The 16,844-nt window shown below is 69.9% G+C and carries 15 protein-coding genes and 1 pseudogene; 9 read left to right on the top strand and 7 right to left on the bottom strand.

The window, feature by feature from the left end:
- Nucleotides 1-86: 86 nt before the first annotated feature.
- Both serB and AC07DI_RS35425 read right to left on the bottom strand, forming a co-directional pair.
- Nucleotides 87-1,301, bottom strand: coding sequence for a phosphoserine phosphatase SerB (gene serB, locus AC07DI_RS35430; protein ID WP_384257733.1), 1,215 nt, complete (start codon nt 1,299-1,301; stop codon nt 87-89).
- Between the two features lie 238 nt (nt 1,302-1,539).
- A complete protein-coding gene (locus AC07DI_RS35425; RefSeq protein WP_478908875.1) occupies nt 1,540-3,315 on the bottom strand; it encodes a streptophobe family protein in 1,776 nt (591 codons plus the stop codon).
- 340 nt (nt 3,316-3,655) lie between these two features.
- Here AC07DI_RS35425 and AC07DI_RS35420 point away from each other — a divergent pair, with 340 nt between their 5' ends.
- Nucleotides 3,656-6,256, top strand: a complete 2,601-nt coding sequence (locus AC07DI_RS35420; RefSeq protein WP_478908873.1) for an ABC transporter ATP-binding protein/permease — start codon at nt 3,656-3,658, stop codon at nt 6,254-6,256.
- 107 nt (nt 6,257-6,363) lie between these two features.
- Here the strand turns inward: AC07DI_RS35420 and AC07DI_RS35415 are convergent, their stop codons facing one another.
- Nucleotides 6,364-7,083 carry a transglycosylase SLT domain-containing protein gene (locus AC07DI_RS35415; RefSeq protein WP_478908871.1) on the bottom strand — a complete coding sequence of 240 codons (720 nt, stop codon included), beginning with the start codon at nt 7,081-7,083 and terminating at the stop codon, nt 6,364-6,366.
- Between the two features lie 462 nt (nt 7,084-7,545).
- On the opposite strand from AC07DI_RS35415, the gene AC07DI_RS35410 reads away from it, so the two are divergent.
- The 4 genes from AC07DI_RS35410 (at nt 7,546) to AC07DI_RS35395 (ending at nt 10,123) form a co-directional block, all read left to right on the top strand.
- Nucleotides 7,546-8,691 carry a GAF domain-containing sensor histidine kinase gene (locus tag AC07DI_RS35410; RefSeq protein WP_384257742.1) on the top strand — a complete coding sequence of 382 codons (1,146 nt, stop codon included), beginning with the start codon at nt 7,546-7,548 and terminating at the stop codon, nt 8,689-8,691.
- Entirely contained in the window at nt 8,684-9,346 is a 663-nt protein-coding gene (locus AC07DI_RS35405) for a response regulator (RefSeq protein ID WP_384257744.1), read from the top strand. Before AC07DI_RS35410 ends, AC07DI_RS35405 begins: the two co-directional genes overlap by 8 nt.
- 156 nt (nt 9,347-9,502) lie before the next feature.
- Nucleotides 9,503-9,748: a chaplin gene (locus AC07DI_RS35400; protein ID WP_384257747.1), complete on the top strand. Its 246-nt coding sequence runs from the start codon at nt 9,503-9,505 to the stop codon at nt 9,746-9,748.
- Nucleotides 9,749-9,874: 126 nt separating this feature from the next.
- A complete protein-coding gene (locus AC07DI_RS35395) occupies nt 9,875-10,123 on the top strand; it encodes a chaplin (protein ID WP_384257749.1) in 249 nt (82 codons plus the stop codon).
- 155 nt (nt 10,124-10,278) lie between these two features.
- Here the strand turns inward: AC07DI_RS35395 and AC07DI_RS35390 are convergent, their stop codons facing one another.
- A complete protein-coding gene (locus AC07DI_RS35390) occupies nt 10,279-11,067 on the bottom strand; it encodes a hypothetical protein (protein WP_478908868.1) in 789 nt (262 codons plus the stop codon).
- 103 nt (nt 11,068-11,170) lie between these two features.
- Between AC07DI_RS35390 and AC07DI_RS35385 the strand changes: the two are divergent.
- The 3 genes and pseudogenes from AC07DI_RS35385 to AC07DI_RS35375 form a co-directional block, all read left to right on the top strand.
- Nucleotides 11,171-11,719: pseudogene (locus AC07DI_RS35385) on the top strand (ABC transporter ATP-binding protein); the annotation flags it as partial.
- Between the two features lie 308 nt (nt 11,720-12,027).
- Nucleotides 12,028-12,456: an NfeD family protein gene (locus tag AC07DI_RS35380; protein WP_478908866.1), complete on the top strand. Its 429-nt coding sequence runs from the start codon at nt 12,028-12,030 to the stop codon at nt 12,454-12,456.
- A gap of 99 nt (nt 12,457-12,555) precedes the next feature.
- Entirely contained in the window at nt 12,556-13,494 is a 939-nt protein-coding gene (locus tag AC07DI_RS35375; RefSeq protein WP_384257759.1) for an SPFH domain-containing protein, read from the top strand.
- A gap of 70 nt (nt 13,495-13,564) precedes the next feature.
- Here the strand turns inward: AC07DI_RS35375 and AC07DI_RS35370 are convergent, their stop codons facing one another.
- The 3 genes from AC07DI_RS35370 to AC07DI_RS35360 all read right to left on the bottom strand — a co-directional run bounded on the left by AC07DI_RS35370 (nt 13,565) and on the right by AC07DI_RS35360 (nt 15,608).
- Complete coding sequence (locus AC07DI_RS35370) at nt 13,565-14,071, bottom strand: HNH endonuclease (RefSeq protein ID WP_384257762.1); 507 nt, start codon at nt 14,069-14,071, stop codon at nt 13,565-13,567.
- A 176-nt stretch (nt 14,072-14,247) separates the two neighbouring features.
- A complete protein-coding gene (locus AC07DI_RS35365; RefSeq protein ID WP_478908863.1) occupies nt 14,248-14,787 on the bottom strand; it encodes a YbhB/YbcL family Raf kinase inhibitor-like protein in 540 nt (179 codons plus the stop codon).
- 38 nt (nt 14,788-14,825) lie between these two features.
- Nucleotides 14,826-15,608, bottom strand: coding sequence for a sporulation protein (locus AC07DI_RS35360; protein WP_478908862.1), 783 nt, complete (start codon nt 15,606-15,608; stop codon nt 14,826-14,828).
- Between the two features lie 163 nt (nt 15,609-15,771).
- Here AC07DI_RS35360 and AC07DI_RS35355 point away from each other — a divergent pair, with 163 nt between their 5' ends.
- Entirely contained in the window at nt 15,772-16,413 is a 642-nt protein-coding gene (locus AC07DI_RS35355) for a DNA-3-methyladenine glycosylase (protein WP_384257768.1), read from the top strand.
- Nucleotides 16,414-16,844: the final 431 nt, after the last annotated feature.

Raw genomic sequence — 16,844 nt, 5'->3', positions numbered from 1 at the left:
AAGGGGCCCGGCACCTTGCGGTGCCGGGCCCCTTCTACGTACGCGTCGACGCACGCGCGGGGTGCGGCGGGGGTCGGTGCGGCGGGTCAGTCCAGGTGCATGTCCGCGGCCTCGACCTCTTCGCGGGTGATGCCGAGGAGATAGAGGACGGTGTCGAGGAAGGGGACGTTCACCGCGGTGTGCGCGGCCTCGCGGACCACGGGCTTGGCGTTGAAGGCGACACCGAGGCCCGCCGCGTTCAGCATGTCGAGGTCGTTCGCGCCGTCGCCGATCGCGACGGTCTGCTCCAGTGGCACCCCGGCCTCCCTGGCGAAGCGGCGCAGGAGGCGCGCCTTGCCCGCCCGGTCGACGATCTCGCCGGTCACCCTGCCGGTGAGCTTGCCGTCGACGATCTCCAGGGTGTTGGCCTGGGCGAAGTCGAGGCCGAGACGTTCCTGCAGATCATCGGTGACCTGAGTGAACCCACCCGAGACGACGCCCACTTGGTAGCCGAGGCGCTTGAGCGTACGGATGAGGGTGCGGGCGCCCGGCGTGAGCCTGACCTCGGAACGGACCTTGTCGACGACCGACGCGTCGAGCCCGGCGAGCAGCTTGACCCGGGCGTGCAGAGACTGCTCGAAGTCCAGCTCGCCGCGCATCGCGGCCGCCGTCACCTCGGCGACCTCGTCCTCGCAGCCCGCGTGCGCGGCGAAGAGCTCGATGACCTCGTCCTGGATCAGCGTCGAGTCGACGTCCATCACGACCAGCCGCTGGGCGCGGCGGTGCAGGCCGGCCGCGACGACCGCGACGTCCACGCCGAGCTTCGCCGCCTCGGTCGCGAGGGCCGTGCGCAGGGTCTCGGTCTCCGTGCCGGACACCGCGAACTCGACGGCGGTGACCGGGTACTTGGCGAGCCGGAAGATACGGTCGATGTTGCCGCCGGTGGCCGTTATCCGGGCGGCGATCGCGGCCGTCGACTCCGAGGTCAGTGGGTGGCCGAGGACGGTCACCAGCGAACGTCCGAGACCGCGCGGCCGGTTGTCGCCGATGCCCGAGATGATCTCGGCCTGCATCTTCATGGACTCCGCCCAGCTGTGGACGGTGGCGCGCAGGTCGCCCTCCAGACCGGCGGGCGGCTCGGTCACGAGCGCGCACAGCACGATGCGGCCGCGGGTGACGACCTGCTCGATGTCGACGACGTCGACGGAGTAGGCGGCGAGGGTGTCGAAGAGACCGGCGGTGATACCGGGACGGTCCTTGCCGAAGATCTTGACGAGAAGCGTCGGGATGTCGGCGGGCTGAGGGGGCTGCGAAGCACTCATGGTGATCCCTACGGTATCCGCCTCCCTGGCATGGGGGTGGTGGCGGTCCGCTGGCCGGACAGGGGGGACTGTCGTGGGGCGGCTTGTATGCGGCGCCGCCGCTTCGCGGTGGATTCCTCCCACCCGCTCACCCACCGGTCTGCCCCGGGGGAGCCCGCCTTCCGTTGTGGGCAGGCGTTCCGCGGGCGGAACGGGTGGGCACGACCCCCGGTGCCGGGGGCGAGGACAGTGGCTCCGGTCAGCGGGGCCCGCGTGGCTCCGGTGGCGGGGGAGGCGGCGGTGGAGGGGGAGGCCAGTCCCCCGAGCGGGTGCGTGGCCGCTTCGGGGGAGGTGACGGGCGCGGTACGACCGGGCCCACCACCGTCGGCGCACCGGATACGTCCTGGGGAGGCCGCAGGTAAGGGTTCGTGTCCGGGTTCGGCGGCCGGTGCGGGGTCCCGGGGCGGTATGGCCCGGCACCGGTCGGCGCACCGCTCGGCGCACCGGTCGGCGCACCGCTCGGCGCACCGGTCGGCGCACCGGTCGGCGCACCCGGCGACGTCCCGGTCCGCGCACTGGACGGTGAACCATGCGACGCACCGCTCGACGCACCGGCCGACCCACCGGACACCTCCCCGGCCAGCGCCGGCACCGCCGCCCTGCTCCCGGCCGCCCCCGCCCCCACCGCGAGCACCGCCCCCGCCGCCCCCGCCACGAGCCCCCACGCCGCCCCGATCAGCGCCGCCGCCCCCAGCCGTCCGTGCAGCTCGATGCCCGCGCCGAACGCGTCGAAGCCGAGTACGGAGAGCGAGGCGTCGGCGGACACCCCGGTCAACCACGCCAGGAGGGGGAGCCCGAGCGCTGTCACGATCCCGAGACGCACCCCGCACCGCCCCGCGAACCCCGGAACGGAGACCACCCCGCGCGCCCAAGGGGTCCGCACTGCCGTCAGCACCCCCGCGAACAACATCAGCACGGCCGTCGCGACGCCCAACAGCCATACTCTGCCGTCGAGTTCGGCGAGCCTGCCGAGCGTGAGCACCTTGTCGGACGGGCCCGACAGGAGGTCGTCCACCGGATCGGGCAGGAAATGGGTGAGCGATCCCGTCGCCCTGCCGTCCCACGGCACGAAGAGCCCCACGGGGATGCCGAGCCACACGCCGTTCGGCGCCCCGAGCAGCGCCGCGCCCGCGATCCGCTTGGGGTGGGCGTCGCCGACCATCGCGTACGCCGCCGCGGCGAGCCCCGCGGCGACCGCCACAAGGACCACCGTGACCAGCGCGGACGCGGCGGGGCGCACCACCCGGTGCAGGCCGTCGAGCCGGTGGGGCAGCGGAGTGCGCCGCGACGCGAGCAGCGCGATGAGCAGGACTCCGGCCACCCAGAGCGCCCCGCCGAGCAGCGTCGGACCGGTGTCCACGGTGAATCCGACCGAGGCCTTCGCGCCCGCCAGATCCCCGAGCCGGTCGGGGAGGAGCCCGCCGACGTCCCCGATCCCGCCGGGCAGCTTGTCGCCGATGCCGCCCGGCAGCCGGTCGAGTCCCTTCTCGATCCCCTTGTCGATGCCGAGCTGCTTGCCGTTGATCGTGATGAGGTCGTGACCCGTCCAGGCGAGCCCCGCGAGCATCGCCACGAAGAGGACGATCACCGCCGCCGCGCGCGCGAGAAGTTCGGCGGGCGCGATGACCGGGCCCGCCGCGCGCAGGGAGCGGAGGAAGAAGTGGGCGAGGAGCAGGGCTCCCACGAGGCCCACGCCGAGTGGCGCGATATCGATCGTCGTGGCCGCCTCGGCGCCGTCCAGACCGAACGCCGAGACATCGCCGGACGGCGTGACCGACCCCCCTGCGCCCAGTGCGACGGTCGCCGCCGTCATCGGTCCGAGTGAGCCCACCGCGTCGGCCCCGAGCAGATGCAGTCCGAGCGCGGCCGTCCCCGCCATGCCGACCAGCGCCCAACTCACCGCGGCGATCGCGGAGAGCAGCACATCACCCCACCGCACGTCCCTGCCTTGGCTTTTGTGCTCACCGGCTGCCATGAGGACCCCCCGAAACACCGTGCGCCACCCCACCTCCACGCGCACGCGTCTCATGCGTTTCGCACAACTCATGGGTCCCGGAGCCGTGATGGGCGCCATGAGTGAAATGCGCTGAATGAGGCTGAATGAGCATGATCCGTATGCACTGATGGGTGCTTACTACTCTCCGGGTCGGTTTCTGCCCCGTCAACAAGGCAACCCCTGACGCCCCGGCGCAGTCTTCACAAGGCCCGACTTTCGGTCAGAGCCCTCCGCCTGAAATAGTTCCTCCCGATGTTCGACATCCCTAGACTCCCCACCGATGGGGGCTAGCTCGGGGGACAACTCAGTGGGGCATGGAGTGCCGGAACTCGTACTGGAATTGAATGGCAGGACCTGGACGCTCGACGCGTCCAGGCCGTACACCCTCGGACGTGATCCGCAGGGGGATATCTCGCTCGACGACGCCAGGGTGTCCTGGCGGCACGCGACGATCAGCTGGAGCGGGCGCAGTTGGGTCATCGAGGACCACGGCAGCACGAACGGCACCTTCGTCAAGGGCCAGCGGATCCACCAGATGGAAATCGGCCCGGGTTCGGCCGTGCACCTCGGCAACGCGACCGACGGTCCGCTGGTGAACGTGTCCGGCAGCGCCGCGGGCGCGGCCGCCGCGGCCGTCTCCGCGCCGCAGCACGCGCCCCAGCAACACCAGCAGGAGGCACCCGGCTGGGCCGCGCAGGCCCCGCACCAGCAGCAGGCCCCGCAGCACCAGGCACCCCAGCCGCAGGCCCCGTACCAGGCCCAGCAGCAGGGCTGGCCGCAACAGCAGCAGCATCAGCCGCCGCAGCAGCACCAGTCGCACGTGCCCCCGCAGCAGGGCGGCCCGTCCGAGCAGTACGGGCAGAAGACTCCGGGTTCCGGCGGCGTCGCGGGGGCTCCGCCGGTCTACGGTGACCGCAGTCCGACGACGTTCCACCAGCTGGCGCTCGGCCGCAAGATGCGCATCGGCCGCGCCCTGGAGAACGAGCTCGTCGTCTCCGACCTGCAGGTCTCTCGCCACCACGCCGAGTTCACGGCGACGCCCGACGGCCGCTTCGAGATCCACGACCTCGGGTCCCACAACGGCACGTACGTCAACGGCCAGCCGATCGCGAAATCCTCGACGGTCCTGATCGGCCCGAACGACATCGTCGGCGTCGGCCACTCGACCTTCCGCCTCGTCGGCGGACAGCTCGAGGAGTTCGTCGACACCGGTGACGTCTCCTTCTCGGCCCGCCACCTCACGGTCACCGTCGACGGCGGCAAGCAGATCCTCAAGGACGTCTCCTTCGGCGTCCCGGAGAAGTCGCTCATCGCGGTCATCGGACCCTCGGGTTCCGGCAAGTCGACCCTGCTCAAGGCGCTCACCGGCTACCGGCCCGCCAACCAGGGCGACGTCCTCTACGACAACCGGAACCTGTACAAGCAGTTCGCCGAGCTGCGTCAGCGCATCGGTCTGGTCCCGCAGGACGACATCCTGCACAAGGAACTGACCGTCAAGAAGGCCCTCAAGTACGCGGCCAAGCTGCGCTTCCCCGCCGACACCACGGAGGCCGAGCGCGACTCCCGCATAGACGAGGTGCTGCGCGAGCTGAAGCTGGACATCCACAAGGAGAAGAAGGTCACCTCCCTCTCCGGTGGCCAGCGCAAGCGCGTCTCGGTGGCCCTGGAGCTCCTGACCAAGCCGTCGCTGATCTTCCTGGACGAGCCGACCTCCGGCCTCGACCCGGGCATGGACCGCGACGTCATGCAGCTGCTCCGCGGCCTCGCCGACGACGGCCGCACGGTCCTCGTCGTCACGCACTCGGTCGCCGAGCTGGCCATCTGCGACAAGCTCCTGGTGATGGCCCCGGGCGGTTCGGTGGCGTACTTCGGTCCGCCGGAGGAAGCCCTCAACTTCTTCGGCTACAGCACCTGGGCCGACGTCTTCTCCGCCTTCGAGAACTACCGCGACTACGACTGGGCGGGCCGCTGGAAGGGCTCGCAGCACTACCAGATGTACGCCGCGGACATCGACGCCGTCGCCGCGCAGTCCGTACAGATGCCGCCGCCGCAGGCCGTGAAGCCGCCGAAACCGCAGGGCTGGGGTTCGCAGCTGTGGACGCTGATCCGCCGCTACGTCTCCGTGATCGCCTCCGACAAGGGCTTCATGGGCCTGATGGTGATCCTGCCCGCGGTCCTCGGCATCGTCAGCGTCGTCATCCCTGCCGACTTCGGCCTCGCCCCGCCGAAACCGCCCGTCAAGTTCAACGGCGACGCGGGCACGATCATGCTCATCCTCGCGGTCGGCATGTGCTTCTCGGGCGCGGCCAACTCCGTACGTGAGCTGATCAAGGAACGGGTCATCTACGAACGGGAACGGGCGACCGGCCTCTCCCGCTCGGCGTACCTGATGTCCAAGGTCATCGTCCTCGGCGTGATCACGGCCATCCAGGGCGTCATCATCTGCGGCATCGGCTTCGCCCCCCGCGATCTGCCGGAAGAGGGCCTGATCATGCCCCCGGCCGCGGAGATCTGCCTGACGATCATCGCGCTCGGCTTCACCTCGATGATGTTCGGCCTGGTCATCTCCTCGCTGGTGAAGACCTCCGAGAAGACCATGCCGCTCCTGGTGATGTTCGCGATCGTCCAGGTCGTGTTCACCGGCGTCCTCTTCCAGGTCTACGGCTCGCCCGGCCTCGAGCAGTTCGCCTGGCTGATGCCGTCGCGCTGGGCCATCGCGGGCGCGGGCTCCACGCTCGACCTGGCCCACCTGATGCCGCCGTGGGACCCGAAGAAGCCCGGCGACCTCGACCCCCTGTGGGAGCACTCGGCCACGCAGTGGGGCATCAACATCACGGTGCTGCTCGTGCTCGGCATCATCTGCGGCGTCGCGGTCGCGCGCCTGCTGCGCCGGCACGAGCCGGAGGTCATGCGGAAGTAGGCGCCTTCGGGCGCACGAGAAGGGCGGCACCCCGTGCGGGGTGCCGCCCTTCGGCGTCTGCGAACCTCATCTTCGGCTGAAGAGGTCCAGTGATCAGGCGATCAAGGTCAGTAGGCGCCGTTCACGTTGTCCATCGAGCCGTAGCGGTCGGCGGCGTAGTTGGCCGCGGCCGTGATGTTGGCGACCGGGTCGTAGATGTTCGTGGAGGTGCCGTCGACGTGGTAGGCGTCGAACGTCGGCTTGATGACCTGGAGCAGGCCGATCGACGGGGTGCCGTTGATGGCGTTGATGTCCCAGCCGTTGACGGCGCTCGGGTTGCCCGCGGACTCACGGATGATGTTGCGGTGCAGGCCCTCGTAGGAGCCGGGGATGCCCTTGGCCTTCATGATGTCCAGGGACTGGCGGATCCAGCCGTCGAGGTTGTTGGCGTAGACGGGCTTGCGGGCGGCGGCGCGGCTCGCGGCCTCCTGCGCCCTGCGCTCGTCCTCGGCCTTCTTCTTCGCGGCGGCCTCGTCGGCGGCCTTCTTGGCGTCCTCGGCCTTCTTCTTCTCCTCGGCGGCCTTCGCGGCGTCCTTGGCCTGCTTGTCGGCGCTGCTGTGCTGCTTGATGACACCGGCGCGGACGGCCTGCTCGGCCTCGACGTTCTGCTTGAAGGCCACCGGGGCGGCGGCGTCCAGGCTCTGGGTCTCGGTACCCGCGTCGGCGCTGCCCGGCACGAGGGAGAAGGCGAGGGCGGCGGCACCGAGCGTGGCGACACCGGCGATCGAGAACTTCTGGGACCTGGTCACGGTGGACGGACTATGACCGGGGAGGTTGAACTTGGACATGCGAGTTGGACCTCTTCGAATAGCGGAGGCCGCTCTGGTCCGGTGGGGACATTGCTACTCCGGCACAAACGCCGCGGTGGTCGTACCGCGGCGCCGAGCGACGGGAGCAATTGTTAGCGGGCGCAAAATTCTGAGGCAAAGGTGTGACATACGATCCGGGGTAGTGGATCAGGGGGTCGGAAGATGCCCCCGGCGGCCCCGCTTACCCGCCATGGAAAGGGGCCATGCATCCACTAGCAGCCTTCGTACGTGACGTTGGTCCTATGCGCGGGCTCACATCGGACACGTAACAACCTCACCGCTAGTTGCCCGAGCAATGCTCTCGGTGAGGGCCCTCCTCCGTCTGGTGCCACAGACGCCAGACGGCGTACCGCCCGGACCATGGGCCTAGGCCCCGCGGCCTAGGCGGAGGCCGCCACATGACGGATACGCAGTGTCACACCCCGCCGGTACGGTGTGATCATGAGTCAAGGACCCCGGACCGGCCTGACCGCGGTGAGTTCCGCGCTCCTCGCCATGAGCAGGCACCTGGAGGTGCGCGACGTCCTCAAGACGATCGTCGCCTCGGCGCGCGAACTGCTCGACGCCGAGTACGCCGCCCTGGGGGTCCCCGACGACCACGGCGGCTTCGCCCAGTTCGTCGTCGACGGCGTCAGCGAGGACCAGTGGAAGGCCATCGGCCCACTGCCCCGCCAGCACGGCATCCTCGCCTCGATGCTGCAGAAGGGCGAGACCGTCCGGCTCGGCGACGTGCGCGAGGATCCGCGCTTCGGGGGCTGGCCCTCCGCCCACCCGGAGATGTCCGACTTCCTCGGCATGCCCATCCACTCCGACGAGGAGACGCTCGGCGCGCTCTTCCTCGCCAACAAGAACTGCCCCAAGCCCCAGGGTGGCTGCGGCTTCACCGAGGACGACGCGGAGCTCCTCTCCCTCCTCGCCCAGCACGCGGCCATCGCCCTCACCAACGCCCGCCTGTACGAACGCAGCCGCGAGCTGACCATCGCCGAGGAGCGCTCGCGCCTCGCCCACGAGCTGCACGACGCCGTCAGCCAGAAGCTGTTCTCACTGCGTCTGACGGCGCAGGCCGCCGCGGCCCTGGTGGACCGCGACCCGTCCCGGGCCAAGGGCGAATTGCAACAGGTGGCGGCACTCGCCGCCGACGCCGCCGACGAACTGCGCGCGGCCGTCGTCGAGCTGCGCCCCGCCGCCCTCGACGAGGACGGCCTGGTCGCCACCCTGCGTACCCACACACAGGTGCTGCACCGGGCACACTCCGCACAGGTCACCTTCGAGAGCAAGGGCGTGCGGGCGCTGCCCGCCTCGCAGGAGGAAGCCATGCTGCGGGTCGCCCAGGAGGCCCTGCACAACGCCCTGCGCCACTCCGGCGCCGAGCACGTCACGGTGGCCCTGGACAAGCGCGGCGCCGGAGCCGTCCTGCGCGTCACCGACGACGGCACGGGCTTCGACCCGCAGGTCACCCGCAGCGCGGGACGGCACTTGGGGCTGGTCTCCATGAGGGACCGCGCGAGCGGGGTCGGCGGACGGCTGACCGTGGAATCGGAGCCCGGCAAGGGCACAACGATCGAGATGGAGGTGCCCGGTGGCTGACGCTGTGCTCAATTCGAAGACCGGGATCCGGGTGCTGCTGGTCGACGACCACCAGGTGGTCCGCCGCGGTCTGCGTACGTTCCTGGAGATCCAGGACGACATCGACGTGGTCGGCGAGGCCGCCGACGGCGCCGAAGGCGTCGCCCGGGCCGAGGAGCTGAAGCCGGACGTCGTCCTGATGGACGTCAAGATGCCCGGCATGGACGGCGTCGAGGCGCTGCGCAAGCTCCGCGAGCTGGCCAACCCCGCCCGCGTCCTCATCGTCACCAGCTTCACCGAGCAGCGCACGGTCGTCCCGGCCCTGCGCGCCGGCGCCAAGGGGTACGTATACAAGGACGTCGACCCGGAAGCCCTCGCCGGCGCCATCCGCTCCGTCCACGCGGGACACGTCCTGCTGCAGCCGGAGGTGGCGGGCGCGCTGCTGTCCCAGGAGGAGGCGGGCACCGGACAGGGCCGAGGGGGTTCGCTCACCGAGCGCGAGCGCGAGGTCCTCGGCCTGATCGCCGACGGCCGCTCGAACCGCGAGATCGCCCGCGCCCTCGTCCTCTCGGAGAAGACCGTCAAGACCCACGTCTCGAACATCCTGATGAAGCTGGACCTGGCCGACCGGACCCAGGCCGCGCTGTGGGCCGTACGGCACGGTGTGACCGGCTGACCGGCGCGGGCGTCAGAGCGGACCGTCGTCTTCCGGGCTGAGATTCATACCGTCGTGTATATGTCCCCCGATTGGCGTATCCCCAAGGAGGCCCGGGCGTTCTCCAGTGCGTGCTGCGGCGGCTGGCCGCAGTTTCCGCTCAGGAGGATCGTAGAAGTGAAGAACCTCAAGAAGGCCGCTGCCGTCACGATGATCGCCGGTGGCCTGGCCGCGGCCGGCGCCGGCATGGCCTCCGCCCACGGCGGCGCGCACGCCGACGGCGTCGCCAAGAACTCGCCCGGCGTCGTCTCCGGCAACCTGGTCCAGGTCCCGGTCCACATCCCGGTGAACGCCTGCGGCAACACCCTCACCGTCATCGGCGGGCTGAACCCGGTGTTCGGGAACTTCTGCGCGAACCGCTGATCGCACCGCGCGACCGACCGGCCGCCCATACATGACCGGTCCCGCGCCGACCGCGAACCCAGCGCCCCGCGCACCCTTCTGACCCCGCAGCCGGGGTCGCCCATGTCAGCAGGAGGAGCACTTCCCATGAACAGCATCGCCAAGAAGGCCGCCCTGGCCGTTGTCGCCGCCGGACTCGCCGCGGGCGCCTCCGCCGGAGCCGCGTCCGCCACCTCGGACGCCCAGGCCAACGGCGCTGCCACGAACTCGCCGGGTGTCGGCTCCGGCAACCTCGTTCAGGTACCGGTGGACGTCCCGGTCAACGTCACCGGCAACAGCGTGAACGTCGTCGGCGTCCTGAACCCGGCGTTCGCCAACGCGACCGTGAACCACTGAGGCACGGACAGCCACTGAGGCGCCGGACAACCACTGAGGCGCCGAACAGCCACTGAGGCACCGATGGAGTGCTGAGGGCACCGGCCCCAGTACGGGCCCCGCGGACCCCCGAGGTCCGCGGGGCCCGTGGCGTTCGTGCCGCGCCGGGGGCGTCCTCAGCGCCCGCCCCGCTCCCGCTCCTCGACCCACGCGTTGTACGCGGCCACCTGCGCCCGGCGCGCGGTCCGCTCCACGGGCCGCAGAGCCTCGCCCCGTGCGGCCATCTCCGACGCACTCACCGCCCCGCCGGGACCGTTCTCGTACGCCAGCGAGATCAGCAGCCCGACCCGCTGCGCCAGCTCAAGCACCCGTACCGCGCGCGGCGGATAGCCGGGAGCGAGCACCTCGCGGCCTCGCTCGGCCCGCGCCCGGTACGCGTCGAGCGCCGCCTCCGCGACCGGACCCGACCCCGCGACATCGAGCCGCGAAAGGACCTCCGTCGCCTCCCGCAGCGCCTCCGCGAGCTCGCGCTCCGCCTCACCGAGCGAGGGCACATCGGCGGGCGGCGCCTCACGCACGGGCAGGCAGTGCCAGACGACCTCCACATGGACATCGCCGTCCGGCCCCGCCTCGTACACCTCGGGCACGAGCCCGTACGGCGCACCGAACGCGACGACGGCCTCCTCCGCCGCCAGGGCACGCGTGTTGAACTCGGGGGGACCGCTCAGCCCGAGCGGATGCCCCGGCGCGGGCAGCGCCACCCGCAGACCGGTCACCCCCAGCGAGCGCAGCCGGCCCATGGCGAGCGTCAGCCCGACCGGGCCCGACTCGCCGGGAAGTCCTTCGACCCGGTGCACCGCGTCCTCGCCGACCATCGCGAGCACCGCGTCATCCGGAGAAACAAGTCCGGCCAATAGGGCATTTCCCCATGCGGCCAAGCGTCCTGAGCGTGGTTCCGAGAGCATGCACACAGCCTAAGGACCGGGCTCACGACAGGAACGGTCGGCCGGTGGCGTAGGTTTTATCCGGGGGCCGCGTCCACCGACGCGAGCGACGACCGAGACTGCAATGGGAGACAGCGCGCTCATGAGCGATGTACTGGAGCTTGAGGACGTATCTGTGGTCCGCGAGGGCCGGGCTCTGGTGGACCAGGTCTCCTGGTCGGTGAAGGAGGGGGAGCGCTGGGTCATCCTCGGGCCGAACGGCGCGGGCAAGACCACCCTCCTCAACGTCGCCTCCAGCTACCTCTTCCCGAGCACCGGCACCGCGACCGTCCTCGGCGAGACCCTCGGCAAGCCCGGCACCGACGTCTTCGAGCTCCGCCCCCGCATCGGCATCGCCGGCATCGCGATGGCGGAGAAGCTGCCCAAGCGCCAGACCGTCCTGCAGACGGTCCTCACCGCCGCGTACGGCATGACCGCGGGTTGGCACGAGAACTACGAGGACATGGACGAGCAGCGCGCCCGCGCCTTCCTCGACCGCCTCGGCATGAGCGACTACCTGGACCGCAAGTTCGGCACCCTCTCCGAGGGCGAGCGCAAGCGCACCCTGATCGCCCGCGCCCTGATGACCGACCCCGAGCTGCTGCTCCTGGACGAGCCCGCCGCCGGTCTCGACCTCGGCGGGCGCGAGGACCTCGTACGCCGCCTCGGCCGCCTCGCCCGCGACCCGATCGCCCCCTCGATGATCATGGTCACGCACCACGTCGAGGAGATCGCCCCCGGCTTCACGCACGTCCTCATGATCCGGCAGGGCAAGGTCCTCGCCGCGGGCCCGCTGGAGCTCGAACTCACCTCGCGGAACCTCTCCCTCTGCTTCGGCCTCCCGCTCGTCGTCGAGCAGCGCAACGACCGCTGGACCGCCACGGGTCTCCCGCTCGGCTGACACCCTGTCCCCGAGGGGACCGGCGGTCCTACCATGACGGTGTGGACATCGACGCATGGGTGTGGTGGCTGATCGGAGCGGCCGCGCTCGGAATTCCGCTCGTACTGACCGCGATGCCGGAGTTCGGCATGCTCGCCATGGGAGCCGTCGCGGCCGCCGTGACGGCGGGTCTCGGCGGGGGCACGGTGCTCCAGGTCGTGGTCTTCGCGGCGGTCTCCGTCGCGCTCATCGGCGTCGTACGCCCCGTCGCGACCAGGCATCGCGCACAGCGCCCCGAACTGGCCACCGGAGTCGACGCATTGCGGGGGAGGTCCGCCGTGGTCCTCGAACGCGTCGACGGCTCGGGCGGCCGCATCAAGCTCGCGGGCGAGATCTGGTCGGCCCGCTCGCTCGACACCGACCAGGCCTACGAAGCCGGGCAGGAAGTGGATGTCGTGGAGATCGACGGAGCGACGGCCGTCGTCATGTGAATGCCCCACGGGCCGTACGGCGGTCTGACAGACTCGACCGGCAAGATCCTTGAGATCCCGCGGACACACGCCGAAGCATGAAGGGTACGGGGAGCCACGATGCAACCAATCATCATCGTCCTGATCATTCTGGTGGTGCTGGTCTTCATCGCCCTGATCAAGACCATCCAGGTCATCCCACAGGCGAGCGCCGCCATCGTCGAGCGCTTCGGCCGCTACACACGCACGCTGAACGCCGGACTGAACATCGTCGTCCCGTTCATCGACTCGATCCGCAACCGCATCGACCTGCGCGAACAGGTCGTCCCCTTCCCGCCCCAGCCGGTGATCACCCAGGACAACCTGGTGGTCAACATCGACACCGTCATCTACTACCAGGTGACCGACGCCCGCGCCGCGACGTACGAGGTCGCCAGCTACATCCAGGCGATCGAGCAGCTCACCGTCACCACCCTGCGCAACATCATCGGCGGCATGGACCTGGAGCGGACCCTCACCTCCCGCGAGGAGATCAACGCGGCGCTGCGCGGCGTCCTCGACGAGGCCACCGGCAAGTGGGGCATCCGCGTCAACCGCGTCGAGCTCAAGGCGATCGAGCCGCCGACCTCCATCCAGGACTCGATGGAGAAGCAGATGCGCGCCGACCGTGACAAGCGCGCCGCGATCCTCCAGGCCGAAGGTGTCAGGCAGTCGGAGATCCTGCGCGCCGAGGGCGAGAAGCAGTCCGCGATCCTGCGCGCCGAAGGTGAGGCCAAGGCCGCCGCCCTGCGTGCAGAGGGCGAGGCGCAGGCGATCCGCACGGTCTTCGAGTCCATCCACGCCGGCGACCCGGACCAGAAGCTCCTCTCCTACCAGTACCTCCAGATGCTCCCGAAGATCGCCGAGGGCGACGCGAACAAGCTCTGGATCGTGCCCAGCGAGATCGGCGACGCGCTCAAGGGCCTCGGCGGCGCCCTCGGCAACTTCAACCCGATGGGCGGCGGCTCGGGCAGCGGCCCCTCCGGCAAGGAGCGCCGCGAACAGCCGACGATCGACTGACGCGAGGACGAGCACAGAACCCGCGCCCCCAGGAAGTGGGGCGCGGGTGCATCACATCAGGCGGCCGGACTCAGGCCGCGGGCTGGGCCAGCCACTCCGGCAGCGAGGCCAACTCCTCCCGCCCGAGCGACAGGAGCATCGCGTCCGCGGGCGTCGGCTCGAACGGCTGCCGCAGCAACGGCATCCCGGCCTCCTCCGGAGTCCGGTTCGCCTTGCGGTGGTTGTCCAGGGCACACGACGCCACCGTGTTCAGCCAGGAGTCGGCGCCGCCCTGCGACCTCGGAACGACGTGGTCCACCGTCGTCGCACGCCTGCCGCAGTACGCGCACCGGTGCCGGTCCCTGACCAGTACGCCCCGCCTGGACCATGGCGCCTGTCTTCGGAACGGCACCCGTACGTATCTGCACAGCCTGATCACCCGTGGCACGGGTATGTCGATCGCCGCCGCGCGCACCCGGAGCCCGGGGTGGGCGTGCTCGACCACGGCCTTGTCCTGGAGCACCAGAACGACGGCCCGGTTGAGCGACACCGTCGAGAGCGGCTCGAAGCTCGCGTTCAGCACCAGCGTGTCCCGCATCAACCTGCCCACCTCCCGTATGCACCGGCCCACCGCCTGGCGGGCTGGGATCAACTCTGGCCGGGCGCGCCGAGATGGACAACGCAATAAAGATGCCCGCCCCTGGTCACTTCCATGACCGGGGGCGGGCAAACAATCCGTGAACTTGATCCGGGAAGGCTGGGCCGACGTCCCGCTCAGCTCTGCGCGGGGGCCGCGTACTCGGCGATCACCTGCGCACGCGCGAGCGTGTGGAACCGGAGGTTGAAGCCGACGAACGCGGGAGCCGCGTCCGAGTCGGGACCGAGCTTCTCCTGATCCACCGCGTACACGGTGAACACATAGCGGTGCGCGGGGTCGCCGGGCGGCGGCGCCGCACCCCCGAACTCCTTGGTCCCGAAGTCGTTGCGCACCTGCACCGCGCCCTCGGGAAGACCCTCGAACTTGCCGCTGCCCGCTCCGGCGGGCAGCTCGGTCACCGAGGCCGGGATGTCGAAGACGGTCCAGTGCCAGAAGCCGCTTCCGGTAGGGGCATCCGGATCGAAGCACGTCACGGCGAAGCTCTTGGTCCCGGGCGGGAAGCCCTCCCACCGCAGCTGCGGCGAGGTGTTCCCGGCCGCGTAGACCTGAGCGTCTTTGAGGACCGCACCCGGCTCGAAGTCCTCACTCACGACCGTGAACGACGGCACGGACGGATGGAAGTCATGGGGAAGCGGCGGCCTCTTGAGCTCGGTCACGTAGGCACCTCCTGGTTGATTGCTGATCCTCTCCGAGCCTAGAACCAGTTGCGCTTGCTGCCGACCTGGGACAGCCACTCGTTCAGGTACGCCGCCCAGTCCGTGCCCTGGAAGTCGTGGAGACCGACCGTGAACGAACGGAACGAGTCGCTGCCCTCGCTGAACAGGCCCGGCTTCCTGTCCATCTCCAGGACGACGTCCATCTCACGGTCGTCGGCGACGAAGCTCAGCTCGACCTGGTTGAGACCGCGGTACTGCTGCGGCGGGAAGAACTCGATCTCCTGGTAGAAGGGCAGCCTCTGCCGCGTACCGCGGATGTGACCGCGCTCCATGTCGGCGCTCTTGAAGCGGAAGCCCAGCTGGATGAAGGCGTCCAGGATGGCCTGCTGCGCCGGCAGCGGGTGCACGTTGATCGGGTCCAGGTCGCCGGAGTCGACGGCGCGCGCGATCTCCAGCTCGGTGGTCACACCGATGTTCATGCCGCGCAGCTGCTGCCCGTCGATGCTCGTGACCGGCGTCTCCCAGGGGATCTCCAGGCTGAACGGCACCGCGTGCACCTGGCCGGCCTGCAGCGTGAAGGCTCCGCCGAGGCGCACCTTGGTGAACTCGATGTCCTGCTTGGTCTCCTGGTCGTTGCCCTCGACCTCGACCCGGGCCTGCAGACCGACCGAGAGCGCCTCGATCTGCTGCTCCACCGACCCGCCCTGGATGCGCACCTCACCCTGGACCACACCGCCCGGCACGACGTTGACCTCGGTCAGCACGGTCTCGACCGAGGCACCGCCGGCACCCAGACTCGCGAGCAGCTTCTTGAACCCCATGACTCTCCTCCCCCAGGCCGTCAGCCTGCGGTTCGTCTCGACGTGAACCCTTGATCCGTACAAACGCGAGGGGGCCGCGCCTGGTTCCGCGCCATCACCCTGGCAACCGGGCGGCCCGCAGGCCACCCGCAAACGAAGACCACGTGTATTACGCTCGTACGACATGATCGCGGCCCCTGACCGTACGCCCCTGACCCGAGACTTCTTCGACCGCCCTGTCCTGGAGGTCGCCCCGGACCTGCTCGGACGCGTCCTCGTACGCGACTCCCCGGACGGCCCGATCGAACTCCGCCTGACAGAGGTGGAGGCATACGCCGGAGAGGTCGACCCCGGCTCCCACGCGTACCGCGGCCAGACCGCGCGCAACGGCGTGATGTTCGGACCGCCCGGCCATATGTACGTCTACTTCACCTACGGCATGTGGCACTGCATGAACCTGGTGTGCGGCCCGGAGGGCAAGGCGGGCGCGGTCCTGCTGCGCGCGGGCGAGATCACGGAGGGCGCGGCCCTGGCCCGCACCCGTCGACTCTCGGCCCGAAATGACAAGGAACTGGCCAAAGGCCCCGCGCGCCTGGCCACCGCCCTCGACGTGGACCGCCGGCTCGACGGCAGCGACGTCTGCGGGGACCCGGACTCCCCGTTCTCCGTCCTGACGGGCACACCTCCCGCTTCCGACCAGGTCATGAGCGGTCCACGCACAGGAGTGTCGGGCGAGGGCGGCGTCCACCCGTGGCGCTTCTGGACGGCCAACGACCCTACGGTGAGCCCCTATCGGGCCCATACGCCCCGGCGCCGGCGAACTTGACGCACCCCTGGCCCCTCCGTAAGGTAGTCCGAGTCGCTTGAACCGGGTACGGCAATCTGCCAACAGCCGGAAGCGGCCAACCACTACCTCACGATTTCCCCTCTGCGGGGTCCCATTCGGCGTGCTCGCATGCCGGAATTGGAACTCGCGAAACTCAATTATGAGTTGCGGAGGGGATCCGCTAAAGTAGTGAACACGCCGAAAGGCAAAGGCCCTCCAACGGCCACCGGAAATGAAATCCGAACCGGAAACGGAACGGAAAACGGATCTGGTAAGGTTGGAAACACGAAATACCGAAGGGAAGTGCCCGGAGGAAAGCCCCAGAGAATGTTCTGCGGGTGAGTACAAAGGAAGCGTCCGTTCCTTGAGAACTCAACAGCGTGCCAAAAGTCAACGCCAGATATGTTGATAACCCCGTCTCCAGCATCTGC

This window comes from Streptomyces sp. NPDC044106 (assembly GCF_056433985.1).
Note: the sequence above shows the minus strand (reverse complement) of the source record. Positions and strands in the feature narration are given on the sequence as shown.

Bases quoted from the DNA above. Each gene is read 5' to 3' on its own strand.
- serB (WP_384257733.1), bottom strand. From the start codon at position 1,301: ATGAGTGCTTCGCAGCCCCCTCAGCCCGCCGACATCCCGACGCTTCTC.
- AC07DI_RS35425 (WP_478908875.1), bottom strand. From the start codon at position 3,315: ATGGCAGCCGGTGAGCACAAAAGCCAAGGCAGGGACGTGCGGTGGGGT.
- AC07DI_RS35415 (WP_478908871.1), bottom strand. From the start codon at position 7,083: ATGTCCAAGTTCAACCTCCCCGGTCATAGTCCGTCCACCGTGACCAGG.
- AC07DI_RS35410 (WP_384257742.1), top strand. From the start codon at position 7,546: ATGAGTCAAGGACCCCGGACCGGCCTGACCGCGGTGAGTTCCGCGCTC.
- AC07DI_RS35395 (WP_384257749.1), top strand. From the start codon at position 9,875: ATGAACAGCATCGCCAAGAAGGCCGCCCTGGCCGTTGTCGCCGCCGGA.
- AC07DI_RS35390 (WP_478908868.1), bottom strand. From the start codon at position 11,067: ATGCTCTCGGAACCACGCTCAGGACGCTTGGCCGCATGGGGAAATGCC.
- AC07DI_RS35375 (WP_384257759.1), top strand. From the start codon at position 12,556: ATGCAACCAATCATCATCGTCCTGATCATTCTGGTGGTGCTGGTCTTC.
- AC07DI_RS35370 (WP_384257762.1), bottom strand. From the start codon at position 14,071: ATGCGGGACACGCTGGTGCTGAACGCGAGCTTCGAGCCGCTCTCGACG.
- AC07DI_RS35360 (WP_478908862.1), bottom strand. From the start codon at position 15,608: ATGGGGTTCAAGAAGCTGCTCGCGAGTCTGGGTGCCGGCGGTGCCTCG.
- AC07DI_RS35355 (WP_384257768.1), top strand. From the start codon at position 15,772: ATGATCGCGGCCCCTGACCGTACGCCCCTGACCCGAGACTTCTTCGAC.